General features: G+C 54.6%; 18 protein-coding genes. 15 read left to right on the top strand and 3 right to left on the bottom strand.

Annotated elements, in window-relative coordinates; genetic code table 11:
- Window positions 1-2: 2 nt before the first annotated feature.
- A complete protein-coding gene (locus tag TRICHSKD4_RS27415; RefSeq protein ID WP_009469749.1) occupies window positions 3-1,235 on the bottom strand; it encodes a TIGR03862 family flavoprotein in 1,233 nt (410 codons plus the stop codon).
- Between the two features lie 215 nt (window positions 1,236-1,450).
- Between TRICHSKD4_RS27415 and TRICHSKD4_RS27410 the strand changes: the two genes are divergently transcribed.
- Window positions 1,451-2,644 (top strand): HD domain-containing phosphohydrolase, encoded by a 1,194-nt coding sequence (locus TRICHSKD4_RS27410; RefSeq protein WP_009469748.1) that lies wholly within the window; start codon window positions 1,451-1,453, stop codon window positions 2,642-2,644.
- Window positions 2,645-2,686: 42 nt separating this feature from the next.
- Here the strand turns inward: TRICHSKD4_RS27410 and TRICHSKD4_RS27405 are convergent, their stop codons facing one another.
- Both TRICHSKD4_RS27405 and TRICHSKD4_RS27400 read right to left on the bottom strand, forming a co-directional pair.
- Window positions 2,687-3,481 carry a glycosyltransferase family 2 protein gene (locus tag TRICHSKD4_RS27405; protein WP_009469747.1) on the bottom strand — a complete coding sequence of 265 codons (795 nt, stop codon included), beginning with the start codon at window positions 3,479-3,481 and terminating at the stop codon, window positions 2,687-2,689.
- A 158-nt stretch (window positions 3,482-3,639) separates the two neighbouring features.
- Window positions 3,640-5,307 (bottom strand): alpha-glucosidase family protein, encoded by a 1,668-nt coding sequence (locus TRICHSKD4_RS27400; RefSeq protein ID WP_009469746.1) that lies wholly within the window; start codon window positions 5,305-5,307, stop codon window positions 3,640-3,642.
- A gap of 464 nt (window positions 5,308-5,771) precedes the next feature.
- Here TRICHSKD4_RS27400 and TRICHSKD4_RS27395 point away from each other — a divergent pair, with 464 nt between their 5' ends.
- From TRICHSKD4_RS27395 to TRICHSKD4_RS29970, 14 genes are all read left to right on the top strand, one after another.
- Entirely contained in the window at window positions 5,772-6,938 is a 1,167-nt protein-coding gene (locus TRICHSKD4_RS27395; protein ID WP_009469744.1) for an acetyl-CoA acetyltransferase, read from the top strand.
- A 61-nt stretch (window positions 6,939-6,999) separates the two neighbouring features.
- Window positions 7,000-7,305 carry a hypothetical protein gene (locus tag TRICHSKD4_RS27390; RefSeq protein ID WP_009469743.1) on the top strand — a complete coding sequence of 102 codons (306 nt, stop codon included), beginning with the start codon at window positions 7,000-7,002 and terminating at the stop codon, window positions 7,303-7,305.
- Window positions 7,306-7,551: 246 nt separating this feature from the next.
- Window positions 7,552-8,001 carry a hemerythrin domain-containing protein gene (locus tag TRICHSKD4_RS27385; RefSeq protein WP_009469742.1) on the top strand — a complete coding sequence of 150 codons (450 nt, stop codon included), beginning with the start codon at window positions 7,552-7,554 and terminating at the stop codon, window positions 7,999-8,001.
- 119 nt (window positions 8,002-8,120) lie between these two features.
- The gene (locus TRICHSKD4_RS27380; protein ID WP_009469741.1) at window positions 8,121-9,044 is read left to right on the top strand and encodes a glutathione S-transferase family protein; all 924 of its coding nucleotides are present in this window, start codon (window positions 8,121-8,123) and stop codon (window positions 9,042-9,044) included.
- Window positions 9,045-9,310: 266 nt separating this feature from the next.
- Window positions 9,311-9,628: a twin-arginine translocation signal domain-containing protein gene (locus TRICHSKD4_RS31970; RefSeq protein ID WP_009469740.1), complete on the top strand. Its 318-nt coding sequence runs from the start codon at window positions 9,311-9,313 to the stop codon at window positions 9,626-9,628.
- Window positions 9,625-10,134, top strand: coding sequence for a type 1 glutamine amidotransferase domain-containing protein (locus tag TRICHSKD4_RS27375; RefSeq protein ID WP_009469739.1), 510 nt, complete (start codon window positions 9,625-9,627; stop codon window positions 10,132-10,134). The genes TRICHSKD4_RS31970 and TRICHSKD4_RS27375 overlap by 4 nt, the downstream gene beginning before the upstream one ends.
- 79 nt (window positions 10,135-10,213) lie before the next feature.
- Window positions 10,214-10,711 carry a nuclear transport factor 2 family protein gene (locus tag TRICHSKD4_RS27370; protein ID WP_009469738.1) on the top strand — a complete coding sequence of 166 codons (498 nt, stop codon included), beginning with the start codon at window positions 10,214-10,216 and terminating at the stop codon, window positions 10,709-10,711.
- Window positions 10,712-10,766: 55 nt separating this feature from the next.
- Window positions 10,767-11,444, top strand: coding sequence for an SDR family oxidoreductase (locus TRICHSKD4_RS27365; RefSeq protein ID WP_009469737.1), 678 nt, complete (start codon window positions 10,767-10,769; stop codon window positions 11,442-11,444).
- Entirely contained in the window at window positions 11,444-12,529 is a 1,086-nt protein-coding gene (locus TRICHSKD4_RS27360) for an FAD-dependent oxidoreductase (protein ID WP_009469736.1), read from the top strand. Before TRICHSKD4_RS27365 ends, TRICHSKD4_RS27360 begins: the two co-directional genes overlap by 1 nt.
- Window positions 12,530-12,738: 209 nt before the next feature.
- Window positions 12,739-14,184, top strand: coding sequence for a siroheme synthase CysG (cysG, locus tag TRICHSKD4_RS27355; RefSeq protein WP_009469735.1), 1,446 nt, complete (start codon window positions 12,739-12,741; stop codon window positions 14,182-14,184).
- A gap of 12 nt (window positions 14,185-14,196) precedes the next feature.
- On the top strand, window positions 14,197-14,496 hold the full coding sequence (locus TRICHSKD4_RS27350) for a DUF2849 domain-containing protein (RefSeq protein ID WP_009469734.1): 300 nt from the start codon (window positions 14,197-14,199) through the stop codon (window positions 14,494-14,496).
- A 12-nt stretch (window positions 14,497-14,508) separates the two neighbouring features.
- Entirely contained in the window at window positions 14,509-16,167 is a 1,659-nt protein-coding gene (locus tag TRICHSKD4_RS27345) for a nitrite/sulfite reductase (RefSeq protein ID WP_009469733.1), read from the top strand.
- On the top strand, window positions 16,154-16,915 hold the full coding sequence (locus TRICHSKD4_RS27340; protein ID WP_009469732.1) for a phosphoadenylyl-sulfate reductase: 762 nt from the start codon (window positions 16,154-16,156) through the stop codon (window positions 16,913-16,915). Before TRICHSKD4_RS27345 ends, TRICHSKD4_RS27340 begins: the two co-directional genes overlap by 14 nt.
- Window positions 16,916-16,936: 21 nt before the next feature.
- Window positions 16,937-17,455 (top strand): DUF934 domain-containing protein (locus TRICHSKD4_RS29970; protein WP_083782907.1); only part of this gene is annotated, 519 nt, incomplete at its 3' end.

Here is a 17,455-nt window from a genome sequence, read left to right as displayed (position 1 = left end):
TCTCAAAGCTCTTTTTGCTTGGGTGCGCCAAGCTCTCTGATGATGGAGGTAGCCGCAGAGTGGGCCATGGAATAACAGGCCTGCAGCAAGTATCCCCCGGTTGGCGCTTCCCAATCAAGCATCTCGCCAACTGCATAAACGGCAGGGAGTTTTTTAAGCATCAGATTCTCATTCAGTTCATCCAATCGAACTCCTCCGGCCGAAGAGATGGCGCGGTCGATCGAATAAGGCGCGGTAAGAGGAATGGGGCAGGCCTTGATCAATTGGGCCAGATCTAACGGAGTGTCCGGCAGCGTTCCATTTTCGCGGAGAAGGGCAATTTGAAGCTTTCCGAGACCCGCCGCCTTTCTAAGCCAGCTTGGAAATGACTGCTTCCCGCGTGGCTTCGTGAGTTTTGCCGTTAGAGTTTCCAAATCGAAATCCGGCCGCAAATCTACATGCAATGTCGCTCTACCTGCTTGTTCGATTCCCTTCCGGATGTCTGCCGACAATGCATAAACAGCTCCCCCTTCAATGCCCTGTTCAGAGATGAGTGCCTCTCCCAAAACCCGTTTCTCTCCCAAGCGCAACGCGATGCGCTTAAGTCGTGTTCCGGCGAAGTTTGTCTTCAGAAAGGTGGACCATTCAACATTAAACCCACAGTTTGAGGGTCTGAAGGGAGCGATGCTGACCCCTTTGGATTGCAGGATCGGTTGCCAGCTTCCGTCAGAGCCGAGGCGTGGCCAGGATGCTCCGCCGAGGGCGAGCAGAACGGCACGAGCCTCAATTGTTCTTGTCGCCGTGTCTGGCAATTGGAAGGTGCAAGCGTTTTTCTCGCCAAGGCCAGTCCAGTGGTGAAGGGAATGCAGCGCGACGTTATGACTGAACAGTCGTTGCAAAAGAGCCCGCAGAAGTGGAGAGGCTTTCATTGCCTTCGGGAAGACCCGCCCGCTCGAGCCAACGAATGTGGCTTGTCCAAGCGAATGACACCAGTCGCGTAATGCTGTTGGCTGAAAATGATGGAGGTGCGGAGCCAGAAATGCTTCAGCTTCCCGGTACCTTTTGAGAAAGCTCGACAGGTCCTCACTATGAGAAATGTTAAGACCGCCGCGACCCGCCAAGAGAAATTTTCGGGCCGGCGCGCGCATTCGGTCTGCAATGTCAACTCTGAGGCCTCTCGATGACAGAATGTCCGCTGCATAGAGACCTGCAGCCCCTGCGCCAATAATCAAAACATCAGTTGTTTTATCGTTCATAGCAAAAGTCCGTATATCTCATTATATTTTACGTTTTTGAGCATTGTTATTATTTGCAATAACCGAGAGGAAATTTTCTAAAATTCGATAAGAATACATAATGATTGCAGATGTTAACGGAGTTTTTGCTCATTCCGGTTGTAAAGTAAGCTTCAGTATATGATTCAAGTTGTTGTTGATGCTGCGTATCTGCATCAGCTTTCCGGAGGGCGGGAATGGCGAGCGCTTCTGAAAAGATCGTCGTTGTTGATGAGAGTGCGAAGACGCATGCGAAATTCAGACGTCTGCTCACTGATAAGTACGAGCTTGTTTCTTTCAAGGATCCTGACAAAGCGTTGGCATGGCTAAAAAGCAACAGCACACCAGCTGCTGTTGTTTCAGGATTCGATCTCGGTGACACCGACGGCATTTCATTCTCCAGGGCGGTCGATGCCATTTCGACCTATTCTGCTCGCATCATTTTGACAGAAGATGCGTCTACCGATTTTTTTCGCAAGGCTTTGAACACCGGTCACGTTTTCAGCGTGCTAGTGGCGCCTTTGACTGACGATGATGTCATAACATCCCTTGAAGCGGCTGTCGGCTATCATCGGCGGCTTGTCCATGACAGAAATGTTCTGGAGCGGACATTGGCAGGCTCGGTGAAACTCCTCATCGACATGCTGTCGCAATTTCACGCTGACGCGTTTCGTCGTACTGGCCCAATGCGGCAAAATGCACTTCGTCTCGCCAAAGCAATGGGGATCAAGAAAACCTGGGAACTGGAGATGGCGGTCATGCTGTCGCCTCTCGGGGAAGCATTGTTGCCCAAGGAAATTCTGTCACGATATCGTGCTGCCAAGCCATTGACGGAGCAGCAGCGTGAAGTCTTGGCCGATGCACCGCGCCAAACGCGAGATCTATTGAAGAATATTCCTCAGCTGGAGCGTGTTGCTGAGGTTCTGTATCTCTCTGGGCGTGGATTTGATGGCTCCGGATTTCCCAAAGAAGGGCCAGTTGGTCAGGATATTCCGCTGAATGCCCGTATCCTGAGACTGCTAACCGACCTCTGGGTTGCGTCTCCGGAGGCTGGGGCAGATGCGGCGACTTTCGAGGCGCTCAAGATCCGTGGCAAGGCTTATGATCCGGACATTCTTCGTTTGGCAAAGCGCGTGTTGCTGGATGGTGAATTGAAATCTGACGATAAGAAGATCACGCTCTGTTATGTGCGCAACCTGCGTGAAGGCGATGTTCTTGTCGATGATGTTCTCACCGAAACATCTCATGAATTGGTGTTGGCGCGCGGGCACGAACTGACCGAAACGACTATTCGTCGTCTGGATCAGTACAACCGACTGGCTGGCGTACGTCAGCCTATTCGAGTTCATCGCCCTGAAATGTCTGAAGGAAAAATGGCGGCGGCTGTTTAGGCCAGTCTGGACATTTCGTTTTTGCGTTTTTGAAACTTCTGATCACGACCCAGCTTTGGGGCTACGCTCCAGCAGCGTCGCTTCATAGTCCTTGGCAACCCGCAAAAACCGCGCATGGGCGTAATTTATGCTCAAAATGAAGCCCCACCAGCCGTAACGCATGTATTTTCGAACAAAATAAGCCTTGAAAAACGCAATCGGAAATTCACCCAAGAGGCGCCAGCGGGGCAACTGTCTTCCGCGCTCGCGAAGGTCGGCCACTTGCATGTTGGAGTAGCGATTGTATTTGCCGACTTGAAAATCCAGCGACCGAATGGACCGGTGGGCCATGATGCCGGACAGTTCCCTGATCACCGTGTCCTTATCAGGTCGAACCGTGTCATGAACTGAAGACGGTGAAAAACGGCCCTGTCTTCGATCATAAAGCCGTATTTGGTGGTATCCGTAGGCCCAGGCAGCGGGTTCGTTTTCGTGGGCAAATACGTCCCGGATCATGATCCGCCAACTACCGGCTTCTTCATGCCGATTGGTTTCAAACAGCGCTTCGATTTCCGTTCTGAGGTCCGGAGTTATTTCCTCATCAGCATCAAGATTGAGAAGCCAATCATTGCAGCATTGGTCTTCGCCAAAGCGTTTTTGAGGCCCATACCCCGGCCAGGCATTGAAAACCACCCGGGCGCCATGCGCTTCGGCGATTTTCACCGTGTCATCTTGCGAGCCGCTGTCGATGACGATGACCTCATCCACCCAATCCACCACGCTGTCTATGGCGCGGCCAATTCGGTCTGCTTCATCCTTTGCAATCAGGAAGGCGGATACGGGAAGGCGTTTGGACATGCGAGCCGGTCTAGTTGGTCATCTGAAACGAAGAATGCTGCGGGGCAGCCCTCTCTCTACTAGAGTTCGAGCCAACTGCAAAGCTGCCAACGACACAGCTGGGGGAGACCTTCCGAACGGCTTACGTCAAAGCTCTGCAAGGATTGTTCGCCAGCAGATCAATCCACTTTGGCAAAACCGGCCTGCAAACCAGGAAGCTGCAAAACACCGTCAGACCAAGACGAAGTGAAGCCCGGAGCGCTCAGGTCCTTTGCCGCGAAGTCTGACAAATTGATGTTGATGGCGGTGCTGGTCAGGTTGAATGCACAGAGCACAGTTTCTTCACCCATTGAGCGAGTGAAAACCACTGTTCCATCCGGACTATCGAGTAGGGAGAAGTCTCCCTTGGCGAAGGCCGGATGTGCCTTGCGCCACTGCAAGAAGCGACGAGTCTTTTCAAGTACAGTCTGATCCTGTCCGGACTGAGCCTCAACCGATTGCTTCAAGTTACCACTAGGTACGGGAAGCCAGGGCGACCCGCCTGAGAACCCCGCGTTTGGTGCTGAACTCGTCCACGGCATTGGAGTTCGACACCCATCGCGGCCTTTGAATTTTGGCCAGAAGCGAATGCCATACGGATCTTGGAGCTGTTCAAAGGGAACCTCTGCTTCTGGTAAGCCCAGTTCTTCACCCTGATAAAGGCAAGCGGTTCCCCTAAGGCTTACAAGAAGGGCAATGGCGAGGGGGGCAAAGTCTTCCGGTGGATAGTTTTCTCCCCATCGTGTGACCACTCGAACCACATCATGATTTGACAATGCCCAACTTGGCCAACCGGAGCCGAGGCCGGCTTCCATTTTTTCCAATGAATGCCGAATATAAGAGGAGGAATGATGGGGCGTCAGCAGATCAAAACTATAGGCCATGTGAAGGCGCTTACCCACTTCAGTGTAAGCACTCGTTAGTTCAATGGCGCGGCCATCGTCGCCAATTTCGCCGACGGACGTCGTGCCGGGATATTCGTCCAAGAGGGCTCGCAAGCGCTCCAGAAACTCTAAGTTTTCCGGTTGTGACTTGTCATAAAGATGGTTTTGAAGCGCGTACGGATTGTCCGCTTTGACTGTGGTCGGTTCAACGCCGCCGATATGTGGAGGATTATCGCGAAGCTCTCGGTCATGGAAATAGAAATTCACTGTATCGAGCCGAAACCCGCTCACACCCCGATCGAGCCAGAACCTTGCAGCTGACAATACGGCGCCTTGTACATCAGGATTATGAAAATTGAGATCCGGTTGGCTGGCCAAAAAGTTGTGCAGATAATACTGCCGCCGAGTGGCGTCCCATTCCCAGGCCGAGCCGCCAAAGAGTGACAGCCAGTTGTTGGGAGGAGAGCCATCCGCTTTCGCATCCGCCCAAACATACCAATTGGACTTTGCATTGTCTTTTGAGGAACGGCTTTCAACGAACCACGGGTGCATGTCGGACGAATGTGAGATCACCAGATCAATCAAAACCTTCAAGCCGCGGGTACGGGCTGCATCAATAAGAAGGTTAAAATCTGCCAATGTCCCGAACATCGGATCGACATCTTCAAAGTCGGCAACATCATAGCCGAAGTCTTTCATGGGTGATGTAAAGAACGGCGACAGCCAAATGGCATCAACACCCAGGTCGGCAATATAATCCATGCGCTGCAGGATGCCTTTCAGATCCCCAATGCCATCGCCATTGCTGTCCTGAAAGGAGCGCGGATAGATCTGATAGATGACCGCTCCACGCCACCAGTCCGGGTCTGGGGCATTCAAAATAATTGGTGCCGATTGATCGTCCTGCAGGGATAGGTCAGTCATGCCAGTCTCTTTACTTATGAAAACCACGCCTTCAAAGCGCTTTGGATCTAGCGCTACCGGTTTGTTTGGTCATGGTCAAGCGGCTGCCGTGAGGAGGTCAGCAAATAGATCGGTTCAAAAAGAAAATGGCCAACACGTCGTTAAACGTGCTGGCCACAAAATCTAAAAAAGGTCGAAAAAACAACTTTATCGACCCCTGTAAGTTCTCACATGAAGATGACGATTTTGTGACCTTAGGTAATTTTGTGCGCTTCCGAAAACAGCTGTGTTTGCATGTGTTACATCTCCTCAATAAATATAAGTATATGTATTAAAACAATTAATCTAATATGATTGACGTTCCCGTCAAAAAAGAGCTCGCGGGCGCGCAAACAAAATGAAACTCTCCGAACCGAACGATGATATTCAAGTTTGAGTAGACTTGGGCTGATGGAAATTTGAGGAAAAATCGGGGAGATGTCAGAATGACAGCTGCAATGGTTGGTTGGGCGCATTTGCCTTTTGGCAAGCATGCGGACGAAACGGTCGAAAGCCTTGTTGTCAAAGCCGCAAGTGCTGCGCTTGAAGATGCAGGCATCGCTGCGGAAGACGTGGATGAAATCCTGTTCGGGCATTTCAATGCTGGCTTCTCCGCACAGGACTTCACAGCCTCGCTCGTCCTTCAAGCGGACCCAGCTCTTCGCTTTACACCTGCAACTCGTGTTGAAAATGCCTGCGCAACGGGATCGGCTGCCGTGCATCAGGGTGTTCGGGCCATTGCGTCAGGCGATGCCCGTGTCGTGTTAGTGGTTGGTGTTGAGCAGATGACCACGACACCTGGGCCGGAGATCGGCAAGAATCTCCTGAAAGCCTCATACTTGAAGGAAGAGGGCGACATTCCCGCCGGATTTGCAGGTGTATTCGGCAAAATCGCGGATTCGTACTTTCAGAAATACGGTGACCAGTCCGATGCCTTGGCGAAAATTGCAGCCAAGAACCATAAGAACGGCGTTGGCAATCCTTTTGCTCAAATGCGTAAAGACCTCGGTTTCGATTTCTGCCGGGCTGAAAGTGAAAGGAACCCATATGTCGCCGGACCACTGAAGCGTACGGATTGTTCACTCGTGTCCGATGGCGCAGCAGCGATGGTTCTGACTGACCCAGCCACGGCCTTGGGCATGAAAAAGGCAATTGCCTTCCGCGCCACATCTCATGTTCAGGACTTCCTGCCCATGTCGAAGCGCGACATTCTTAAATTTGAAGGATGTTCGAAGGCGTGGGGGGAAGCGCTGGGCGAGGCTGGCATGGCGCTGGAGGATTTGTCCTTTGTTGAAACACACGACTGTTTCACCATTGCTGAGCTGATCGAATACGAAGCGATGGGCCTCACCAAGGAAGGCGAGGGTGCGCGCGCCATTCTTGAAGGCTGGACCGAGATGGATGGCAAACTGCCGGTCAATCCGTCCGGCGGCCTCAAGGCCAAGGGGCACCCGATCGGGGCGACCGGGGTATCGATGCACGTCATGACCGCCATGCAGCTTGCCGGTGAAGCCGGTGATATTCAGGTCAAAAACGCAGAAATCGGCGGCATCTTCAACATGGGTGGCGCAGCAGTCGCCAACTATGTGTCCGTTCTTCAATCCATGAAGTAGCCTGCCTTGCTTTAATGGCAAAGTAATAGGCATTCATTAGTTGATAAGGGGGAGGTCGGGTATGTGGGTTGTTTACGCTTCCATCTTATACCTGATCCTCTCCTATCAAGTATACATAGGGTTCCCGCCGTTTTACAAAAAGAGGAAGAAAATTGGTTTTTTCTTGATTGAGATGCCAAGTAAACGAGAGATTTTGGATGGCATTGTCTTTCTCGGTGGGGGTATGATTGGCGGAATGTTATGCATAGCAATTGCTGAATTTTCGGGCATGAAGGTATTGGCGTTTACCGGATTACTTCCGCCAATGTATTCGGGCTGGAGTCTGCGGAAGATGTTAAAAGCGGAAACTGATGGGCCGCTGCCCTGAGTTTATAATGTACCCATAATGCCTTTTATATACCCTTTTGTACGTCGTTGGCCGATGATATATTTCGATTTATGGACTATGTGGATCCCTGCTTCTATTGGGTTAATAGAGCTTATTAGGTTTATTATTCAGAAATAAAAGAATACTTAAGTTGTTTTTCGGCGCGTTTTGCGCATGTCAGATCTGCACTCTCAACACTGTAAATCTCCTAAGACATGCCCACATTCCCCTCCGAAAGGAGGCGGCATGTTCGACCGTTTTGATATCCGGACCAATCCGATGCCTGAAAGCATGCGGGTTTTGCTGAACGAGTACCCCCGCGAGAGCTGGGATGCCCATCCGGGCTTTAAGGAAAAAACCAAGAACTGGTTGGGAGCACACCAGATGTTCCGGCAACTGGCAGAGTTGGTCCGCACCGACACCGAGCTGTATCTCGGCAAGGGGCGGGATGCGCAGGATTACGCCGGACGTTTATCCTACTATGGCAATGCTCTTGTGCGGAACCTTCATGGTCACCACTATTTTGAGGATCATTCCTATTTTCCGGAACTCTCCGCAGCAGATCCGCGGTTTGATCGGGGGCTGGAGATCCTTGAAACGGATCATGAAGCGCTGGACAAGGTGCTACATGAGTTCACTGATGTCGCAAATCGTACACTCAAACTCTTCCATCTGGATGAAAAGACAGCACGGTAAGAGGTCGCAAAGGTCCACGAGACGTCTCAGGCAATTGAGGCCTTTCTGGAGCGACATTTGAGTGACGAAGAGGAGCTGGCGGTGCCGATCATTCTGCATCACCGGTTGAGAGGGTAAGCATGGGACAGTTGATAGATGGCCAGTGGGTTACGGATGAGCAGGCTGGGTCCATTTCCAAGTCGGGGGAGTGGACCCGGACGCCCAGCGTTCTGCGCGGTGGTCTTGAGCCTGAGGACGTAACCCCCGGCCGCTATCATCTCTATGCCGCCTGGAATTGTCCCTGGGCGCACCGGGTGTTGCTCACCCGGGCGCTCTTGGGATTACAGGAGGTTTTGCCGGTTTCCCTTGTTGCGCCCAAACGGACAGAAGACGGTTGGGTGTTTGATCCTGAAAACGGATATATCGATCAGCTAACCGAGCGCAGAGCACTTCATGAGGTCTATGCAGCTGGCCAAGCCGACTATACTGGCCGCGTGACGGTGCCGCTCCTTGTGGACACCAAAACCGGCGCGCTGATTTCTAATGAGTCAGCGGATCTGGTTCGGATGTTGCCACCGGCTTTTGCTCATTTGGCCGAGCGCCCGAGGGATCTTTATCCCGCCGAACTGGCGAAGGATATCGATGCTTGGAATGCTCTCATTCATACCAAGCTCAACAACGGTGTGTACCAGGCGGGATTTGCAGAAAGCCAGCCGGCCTATGATGCTGCCGTATCTAGTGTTTTCGAGACGCTAGATACGATCGAGGCAGCGCTTGAGAACAAGCCTTACCTCACGGGTGATGACCTGACAGAAGCAGACATCCGCCTGTTTCCAACGCTTGCTCGCTTTGATGTTGCCTATTACAGCGCGTTCAAGTGTATGCGCCGCCGTATTCAGGACTATCCGAACCTCTGGCCTTTCGCTCGGCGCTTTTATGCGCTGCCCGGCATTGCCGAGACCGTGAAGTTCGACATCTATCGGAAGGGGTATTTTTCCCAATCCCCCAAGCGAAATCCGCTTGGTATCATACCGATTGCACCAGACATCGACTGGTCGATCTGAGTGGTTTAACTTCCGCAAGGTCGGGGGGGTATCAGTCGATTAGCTTATGTTCCCCCTCAATGGCATGCTGCTTGTGAGTAGTTCCAGTTCCGAATATTGGCCCATGTGAGTGGCGTACAGCCGCAGGAAGCAGCGGCTTTTTCCATTTCCGAGTTCCCAAACAATCCGGCCTGAGCTTTTTGTTTTATGACGGTACTTGACGCAACGGGCAAAAGTAAGCATATAAATTCTACCAACTAATAGGTTGGGAGTTTATGGAGGGTGAGATGGCACTCGGAACTACACGTCGGACGTTTATGGGAACGGCAACCGCAGCCGCAGCAGGTGTTGCCCTGTCGCCGCTGGTCACCCTTGCGTCGGACACAACAACAGGAAATGGAACCACTCTTATGGCTACAGGAAACAAGCAAAAGCGCGTTCTGCTCGTGATGTCATCCGTTGATGAAATGGGTATCAGCGGCAAGCAGACAGGCACCTGGTTTGAAGAAGTTGCAACCCCTTATTACATCCTAACCGAAGCTGGATACGAAGTCGTCTTCGCTTCGCCAAAGGGTGGGGAAGCGAAGACGACTTCCTTTCCATGAAAGCGCCATTCACCACAGAAAACACGGCCCGCTTCCTGAATGATCCGGTGGCGCTCTTTGCAGCCAGCAACACCCGCAAGCTGCGCGAGATTGACTACTCGACCTTCGACGCCCTGTTCGTGCCGGGTGGTTATGGCCTTCTGTGGGATCTAGCGGTCGACAGCTACACCATCAAGATGATTCGCGATTTCTACGAAAGCAATCGCCCGGTCGCGATGGTCTGTCATGCCCCGGCGATCCTACGCGATGTGAAGAAGTCGGATGGCACCTATCTCGTGGAAGGTGTGAAGCTGACCGGGTTCAAGAACGATGAAGATACGGAAATCGAACTGCTTCATCACTTGCTGTTCTCGCTGGAAGACGAACTGAAGCGCCGCGGCGCCAACTATATCAGCAAGGCAAATTGGGAAGCAAACGTGGTCGTCGATGGTGCATTGATGACTGGTCAGAGCCCAGCTTCTGCTCCTCCTCTGGCAGTTGTCCTACGGGATGTTCTCGCAGGCTGACCGATTTGCTCCGCCCGGCGCTGACCTCCGCGGTCGGGCGGGCAAATTCCAGAAAGATTTCAGTGAAAGGGAGACTGCTATGTTCGGTCATTTTGAAAACTGGGCGCGTGTTGCTTTGGTCGCACTTGTTCTTACGCTGCCGCTTGATGTCAGGGCCGATGACCTCCTTGTTGTTGTATCCGAAGGCCGCAATCTGGACGAAAATCAGGTCGCTCGGGTGGAAAAGGCAGTCACTGCAGCCTCCACTGCATGGATTGCCGCCTTCAATAGTGGCGACGCGAACTCTGCAGCCAGACAATATACCGAGGACGCAGTGATGGAGGCCAAGCCCTTTGGCACCTTCACCGGGCGTGCCGAGATTGAAGGCTTTTGGCAGAATATCATCGCAATGGGTTTTGCGGACGTGACCTACATCCTGCCGAAGCTTGAGATTGCCGATGAAACAACCGGCATCATTTCATCCGGTTGGCGCATGAACAAGGCTTTCGGGATAATCACCCGCGAAGTCTGGAGGGTGCAGGCCAACGGTCAGGCCCTGCTTGTCGAGGACCGTTTCGAGATCCTGATGAACCGCTGATCGGAGTGGCACAGTTAGGTATCGCAAACCCCGCGGGTCTCTAGGGAGAGAATCCATGAGTGAACAACCATTGGCAATCGTAGCGGGAAGCGGCCCGGGTCTCGGGCTGCATCTCGTCAAGGTACTTGAGGCGAGGGGCTACACAGCTGTGGGGCTGAACCGATCCGCAATTGCGGGCGAAAGCGCAGTATTGCCCTGCGATCTTACCGAGGGTGATCGCGTCAAGGCTGCGGTCAATAGCCTTGCATCGGAGCATGGTGTTCCTCGTGCGGTGATCCATAATCCGGCTAAACTTGTCATGTCCCGGTTTGAAGACACTTCCATCGCGGCGTTCGAGGTAACCTGGCGGTCGATGGTGCTCTCTGCCGTCAATCTCGGCAAAGCCGTTCTGCCTATGATGGCAGATGCGGGCGAGGGAGCGTTTCTGGTTTCCGGAGCGACCGCAAGTTTGAGGGGCGGGGCAGGGTTTGGCGCCTTTGCCTCCGCAAAAGCTGGACTTCGGGCGCTCACACAGTCCCTTGCCAAGGAATATGGACCAAAGGGTGTTCATGTCGGACATGTTATTCTGGATGGAATTCTGGATACGGCGGCCAGCCGCGATCTCCATGACATGTCCCCAGATCGCATGCTGAAGCTGGATGATGTGGCCGAGGCGTATCTGGCCCTTGCCAACCAACCCAAGTCCGCATGGACGTTCGAAATGGACCTGCGGCCAATGGGGGAGAGTTTCTGATGAAGACGGATATTCTGATTGTCGGGGCCGGTTTGGCTGGCCTTGCCCTTGCCGACCTCCTTGAGCAGCAAGGCAGGGACTGGATGCTGGTGGAGGCGTTGGAAAGGCCCGGTGGGCGAATTCTGTCTCATGAACTAGTGGGAGAGAATTTCGATCTGGGGCCCGCGTGGTTTTGGCCCGGCCAGCCGCGCATTGAGGCAGCAACCAGCAGATTCGGGCTCACCGTGTTCGAGCAATATTCGCAAGGCGCCCTTCTGTTTCAGGATCAGTCAGGGGAAGTTCAGGCCAATCGCGGCTATGCTTCCATGCAAGGTTCGCTGCGCATCAGTGGTGGAGTGGGGCATTTAGTAGAGGCCTATCTGAAGGAGTTGCCGGAAGAGAGGGTTCTGTTTCACTCGCCGCTCGTGCATGTCGAGGAAGAGAGCGACGGTATTGTGGCCAAGGCAGGAAATCAGCTCATCAAGGCCCGGCGTATCGTGCTGGCAGTTCCGCCGCGTGTCATTGCTGAAAGCGTCACTTTCAGCCCTGCCCTGCCGGATGCAGTTGGAGAGGCTCTCACCGCTATCCCCACATGGATGGCAGGGCAGGCGAAGATCGTGGCGGTCTATGACCGTCCCTACTGGCGGGACGCAGGATATTCAGGCGATGCCATGAGCATGTGCGGACCAATGGTCGAGATCCACGATGCGTCTCCGGTAGAAGGTGGACCATATGGCTTGTTTGGCTTTGTCGGTGTTGCGGCAAGTGTTCGTGCTGAGCATGCCGATCAGGTTCTGGACTATGCGCTGCAACAGCTCGTTGCCCTGTTTGGGCCCGAGATGGCCAATCCAAAAGCGCTGTTGATGCGAGATTGGGCGCAAGAGCCCAGAACGGCAACGGAACGAGACAAGGCGCCGCTGAGGTTTCATCCAGCCTATGGCTTGCCACCCCCCTTGCGGGATCTGTGGTCGGGCAAAGTAATCTTTGGCTCCACCGAAACGGCCCGCACGTTCGGAGGGTTCCTTGAAGGGGCTCTGGAGGCAGCAGAAACCGTCGCCGGAGAGCTCGCGGCGGCTCCCGCAGACAAGCTGGCGGCCAACTTGTAAAAAAGGGGCCGGGTCAAGGTGACCCGGCCCTTCTTCTTCTTTCGCACAAACCGACGGTGTTCGCGCGCATTAGACTCTTGTGAGAGCTAGTTCCGCGCGATTGGAAAACTATTTCCCTCTCGCGTCTGCCTTTGAAAACTGGTGCCCGGCTTACTGGCTCTCCGCTCCTTAAATTGGGTCGTGACAAAGACCGGGGCGGAGAGTGAGCCATGGCGCGTGGCGCAGAAAAGCAGCAAAAGAACAAGCTGGACGTGTTCCCGGCCTTCATGAAGGTTGCCGGACGCCGTGTGCTCGTCGTTGGTCATGGTGGTGAAGCCGCTGCCAAAGTCCGTTTACTTGGGGAAACCAACGCATGCATCGAAGTGATATCCCGCGAAATTGACGCCGACCTTGATGCAGCCATTAAGGCGGTGGGCGCTGTGCACGTGGCCGAAGATTTTCGACTGGGACTAATAAATGATGCGGCGATGGTTTTCAGCGCGCGCGAAGATTGGGCGCTGGACAAGGCTGTTGTCGATGCGGCCCGGATCATGGGTGTGCCGGTCAACGCAGTCGACAAGCCTGAAATGTGCGACTTCTACACCGGCGCTTTGGTCAACCGGGCACCAATTGCAGTTGCAATCACGTCAACAGGTGTGGGGCCGGTTTTGGCACGTCATATCCGTGCGAAAATTGAGACAATGTTGCCGCGGTCCACGGGTGATCTGGCCCGTCTGGCGGAGAGCTTTCGCGACGCGGCTGCTCGGTTTATTCCAGATGGTGCAACACGTCGGCGGTTCTGGGCCCGTTTTTTCTCCGGGTCTGTGGCGACCAATCTCTATGCGGGAAGGGCGGATGTCGCTCGGTCCGAGGCGCAGCGGCTTTTGAATGGTATGGCCGATGAGCCCGGCTTCGTTTGGCTGGTGGGGGCAGGCCCCGGCGCGGAAGATTTGTTGACCTTACGGGCACAGCGTCTTTTGCAGGAAGCCGACGTCATCGTACATGATGCACTTGTTCCAGCTTCCGTGGTAGCCATGGGACGCCGCGATGCCGAGCGAATTTCTGTCGGCAAGCGAAAGGGCGCACATTCCGTTCCGCAGAAAGAAATTTGCAAGCTCTTGGCGAAGCTGGGATCGGAAGGTCACAAAGTCGTTCGCCTGAAAGCTGGAGACCCGCTTGTATTTGGTCGGGCGGCTGAAGAGATGGACGCGTTGCGCGCCGCAGGCATTGGCTTTGAAGTTGTGCCAGGTGTAACGGCTGCCTTTGCCGCAGCCGCCTCTGCGCAGTTGCCACTGACCCTACGCGGTGTCGCATCGACCCTGGTATTTGCAACCGGGCACAAAGCGAAATCCGAAACCCTGCCAAACTGGGCTGGATTGGCACTCAAGGGCTCGACGATTGCCGTCTATATGGGCCGCACGGTTGCTGCATCTGTTTCCGAGCGCCTGATTGAAGCTGGCATGAAAGCCGAAACACCTGTTGCGGTGATCGAGAACGCCGCGCACCCGAGCGAGCGCCAGTTTGTCGGCACCCTTTATGACCTCAGCACTTTGAGCGACCGCAGTGAAATCGACGGTCCCGTGCTGATTGTGATCGGCGAGGCTGTGGGCCATGCCGCAATGACATCTGCTGAACCCCTGACGGTGATGGACGCCCGTCAGGTCGTGGCAGCTTAAGGAGAGAACAAGATGCAGGTTATCACTGCAAATCGCCTGCTGGACGGCGAAGTCGTGTGGCTTGGCCTAAACGACGAATGGGTCGAGAGCGTATCTGACGCGCGCGTTTTTGATGGCAAAGAGGCGGTGGCCGAGGGTTGGGCTCTGGGAACTGCGGCCGAAAAGGATCAAAAGGTGGTCAGCGTTTACGAGATGGCAGTCATCGAAGAAGACGGCCAGCTTGTTCCTGTCCGTCTGCGTGAAAAGATCCGCGCCGCTGGCCCGACCACCCATCCTGAATTGGGCAAACAGGCCCAAGCTGTTTCCGCGTAAGGACGCTCCATTATGTACCGCTACGATGAATTCGACCACGGCTTTGTCAGCCAACGCACAGAGCAGTTCAAAGATCAGGTCCGCCGCCGGATGGCGGGCGAACTCTCTGAGGACGAGTTCAAACCGCTTCGTTTGATGAACGGTCTTTACCTGCAGCTTCACGCCTACATGCTGCGGGTTGCCATTCCCTATGGGACGTTGAACGGTCGCCAGATGCGCAAGTTGGCGCATATCGCGCGCACCTACGACAAAGGCTACGGCCACTTTACCACGCGCCAGAACATCCAGTTCAACTGGCCGAAACTGGAAGACACTCCGGCCATTTTGGAAGAGCTGGCCGAAGTCGAGATGCACGCGATCCAGACATCGGGCAACTGCATTCGCAACGTGACGGCTGACCATTTCGCTGGCGCGGCTGCCGACGAGATTGCAGATCCGCGCCCTTATGCGGAAATCCTGCGCCAGTGGTCTTCGCTGCATCCGGAATTTTCGTTCCTGCCGCGCAAGTTCAAAATTGCCATAACCGGGGCCCCACATGACCGTGCTGCCGTTCAAGTCCACGACATCGGTCTTCAACTGACCCGCAATGAGGCGGGAGAGGTCGGCTTCACTGTCTTCGTCGGTGGTGGTTTGGGACGTACGCCTATGATAGGCCGCAAGGTTCGCGATTTCCTGCCGGAAGAAGATCTTCTGGCGTATTCGGAAGCGATCCTGCGAGTGTACAATCTCTATGGTCGCCGGGACAACAAGTACAAGGCGCGCATCAAGATCCTTGTTCACAAGACAGGTCTTGAGGAGCTGAAGTCAGACATTGAGGCAGAGTTTGAGCGTATCCGGCACGGTGTCCTGCGGTTGCCGGAAGAAGAAGTACGCCGGATCGAAGCCTATTTCGCGCCGCCGCCTCTGGAAGTCCTACCGGAAACATCGACACGTGTCGAAGCGCGCCGCGCTTCTGACCCTGCCTTTGCGCACTTCTTGAAGCACAATCTCAATCCGCACCGTGTGTCGGGCCACACAAGCGTGACCCTGTCCATGAAGCCGATTGGCGGTATTCCGGGCGACGCCTCCGACGATCAGATGGACAAAATCGCCGAGTTGGCTGAGCGTTTCGGCCATGATGAAATTCGCATCAGCCATGAGCAGAATGTCATCCTTCCACATGTGAAGCTGGATGATTTGTCAGCCCTTTATGATGAAGCGGCCGTGGCAGGCTTTGCGGAAGGCAATTCGGGCCTGATCACGGATATCATCGCTTGCCCGGGCATGGACTACTGTGCCTTGGCAACAGCGCGGTCGATCCCGGTGGCCCAGCGAATTTCGGAACGCTTCGGCACACCGGAGCGGCAGGCGGAAATCGGCGAACTCAAGATCAAGATTTCCGGCTGCATCAACGCCTGTGGTCACCACCATGTGGGCCACATCGGCATCCTCGGTCTGGAAAAGAAGGGCGAGGAGTTCTATCAGGTCACGCTGGGCGGCTCGGCAAACGAAAACGCCTCTATCGGCGAAATCGTGGGCCGTGGGTTCTCCTCGGAAGAAGTCGTCGATGCCATCGAGAAGCTGGTCGACACCTATCTCGACCTGCGCACAAATGGGGATGAAACCTTCCTTGATGCCTATCGCCGGGTTGGCGAGCAACCGTTCAAGGAGGCGCTCTATGGCACAGGCTGACACACAGGGTGTGACAGTTGATCCAAACCTCGGTGCGAGCGCGGAAATCTCTGCGCTCAACCACCAGTTTGAGGGGGCGTCGGCACAAGACATACTGACCGCAGCCATCACCCATCTGTTCCGGGGTGAAATAGCCTTGGTTTCCAGTTTTGGGGCTGATTCTTCGGTGTTGCTGCACATGGTTTCCGAAATCGACAAGACCACCCCGGTGTTATTTGTCGATACGCGTAAGCTGTTTCCGGACACGCTGCGCTATCGTGATCAACTGGTTGAGCGGCTCGGACTGACAAATGTTCGGTCCGAACAGCCAGCAAAGCAGGATTTGGACACTCAGGATCCAGGCGGAATGCTCTGGATGTCCGACACAGATGCCTGCTGTCATGTGCGCAAGGTTTTGCCGCTTGAGCGAGCGCTTGGCGGTTTTTCGGCCTGGATATCCGGCCGCAAGCGCCATCAAAGCGCAACCCGCTCCAACCTAAACCTGTTTGAACGCGAAGACGCACGGATCAAGGTGAACCCGCTGGCAAATTGGACGTCAGAGGATGTGCTGATTTATGCCAAGAAACATGATCTGCCGCCGCACCCGCTGGTCGCGCAAGGATACCCGTCGATCGGCTGTCTGCCTTGCACAAGCAAGGTTGAACCGGGGGAAGACCCACGCTCCGGCCGTTGGCGCGGACAGGACAAGACAGAGTGCGGCATCCACCTGTCAAACAACCAAGACGCTGCTCCAGCCAAGACAAGCTAGAGCCTTAAGAGGACGCGAAAAATGGCTAAGATTTTCAAGGACGGGTCCTTTTGGGACGAAGAATGGCTAACTCTGGAAGACGAGCAAGACATTCCGGCGACGGGTAATCTGATCGTCCCGATTGGCACCTATCTGGAGAACCCCACTGCTTACTCGGCTCGTGAAGGCGAAACGGGCGTGTTGATCAAGGCCGGCGATGAAGTCTACCCACTCGGCGAACACCTCGCGGAGATTGCCATCGTTGCCGTTGAATTTCCCAGCTTTGCCGATGGTCGTGGCTTTTCCGCCGCGCGCGTCTTGCGTGAGCAGTTCGATTATCAGGGAGATATCCGGGCCGTAGGGAATTACATTCTCGATCAGGTGCCGCTGGCCCGCCGCTGCGGTGTGAGCAGCTTCGAGATTTCCAAACCGGAAGTCCTGAAGGCTCTAGAGGCGGGCGAATGGCCGGAGGTTACAAAATACCTGCAACCCGTCGGCACGGTTGACGAAGTGCCGGAAGGCACGCGCCCTTGGGCGCGCCGCTCCCGGAGAGACTTTCAG

The sequence above is a fragment of the Roseibium sp. TrichSKD4 genome (assembly GCF_000148725.1).
Taxonomy (GTDB): Bacteria; Pseudomonadota; Alphaproteobacteria; order Rhizobiales; family Stappiaceae; genus Roseibium.
Note: the sequence above shows the minus strand (reverse complement) of the source record. Positions and strands in the feature narration are given on the sequence as shown.

Coding starts and splice junctions, on each gene's coding strand:
- TRICHSKD4_RS27415 (WP_009469749.1), bottom strand. CDS start 1,235: ATGAACGATAAAACAACTGATGTTTTGATTATTGGCGCAGGGGCTGCA.
- TRICHSKD4_RS31970 (WP_009469740.1), top strand. CDS start 9,311: ATGGCACTCGGAACTACACGTCGGACGTTTATGGGAACGGCAACCGCA.
- TRICHSKD4_RS27385 (WP_009469742.1), top strand. CDS start 7,552: ATGTTCGACCGTTTTGATATCCGGACCAATCCGATGCCTGAAAGCATG.
- TRICHSKD4_RS27345 (WP_009469733.1), top strand. CDS start 14,509: ATGTACCGCTACGATGAATTCGACCACGGCTTTGTCAGCCAACGCACA.
- TRICHSKD4_RS27370 (WP_009469738.1), top strand. CDS start 10,214: ATGTTCGGTCATTTTGAAAACTGGGCGCGTGTTGCTTTGGTCGCACTT.
- TRICHSKD4_RS27400 (WP_009469746.1), bottom strand. CDS start 5,307: ATGACTGACCTATCCCTGCAGGACGATCAATCGGCACCAATTATTTTG.
- TRICHSKD4_RS27360 (WP_009469736.1), top strand. CDS start 11,444: ATGAAGACGGATATTCTGATTGTCGGGGCCGGTTTGGCTGGCCTTGCC.
- TRICHSKD4_RS27375 (WP_009469739.1), top strand. CDS start 9,625: ATGAAAGCGCCATTCACCACAGAAAACACGGCCCGCTTCCTGAATGAT.
- TRICHSKD4_RS27365 (WP_009469737.1), top strand. CDS start 10,767: ATGAGTGAACAACCATTGGCAATCGTAGCGGGAAGCGGCCCGGGTCTC.
- TRICHSKD4_RS27390 (WP_009469743.1), top strand. CDS start 7,000: ATGTGGGTTGTTTACGCTTCCATCTTATACCTGATCCTCTCCTATCAA.
- cysG (WP_009469735.1), top strand. CDS start 12,739: ATGGCGCGTGGCGCAGAAAAGCAGCAAAAGAACAAGCTGGACGTGTTC.
- TRICHSKD4_RS27350 (WP_009469734.1), top strand. CDS start 14,197: ATGCAGGTTATCACTGCAAATCGCCTGCTGGACGGCGAAGTCGTGTGG.
- TRICHSKD4_RS27410 (WP_009469748.1), top strand. CDS start 1,451: ATGGCGAGCGCTTCTGAAAAGATCGTCGTTGTTGATGAGAGTGCGAAG.
- TRICHSKD4_RS27340 (WP_009469732.1), top strand. CDS start 16,154: ATGGCACAGGCTGACACACAGGGTGTGACAGTTGATCCAAACCTCGGT.
- TRICHSKD4_RS27380 (WP_009469741.1), top strand. CDS start 8,121: ATGGGACAGTTGATAGATGGCCAGTGGGTTACGGATGAGCAGGCTGGG.
- TRICHSKD4_RS27395 (WP_009469744.1), top strand. CDS start 5,772: ATGACAGCTGCAATGGTTGGTTGGGCGCATTTGCCTTTTGGCAAGCAT.
- TRICHSKD4_RS27405 (WP_009469747.1), bottom strand. CDS start 3,481: ATGTCCAAACGCCTTCCCGTATCCGCCTTCCTGATTGCAAAGGATGAA.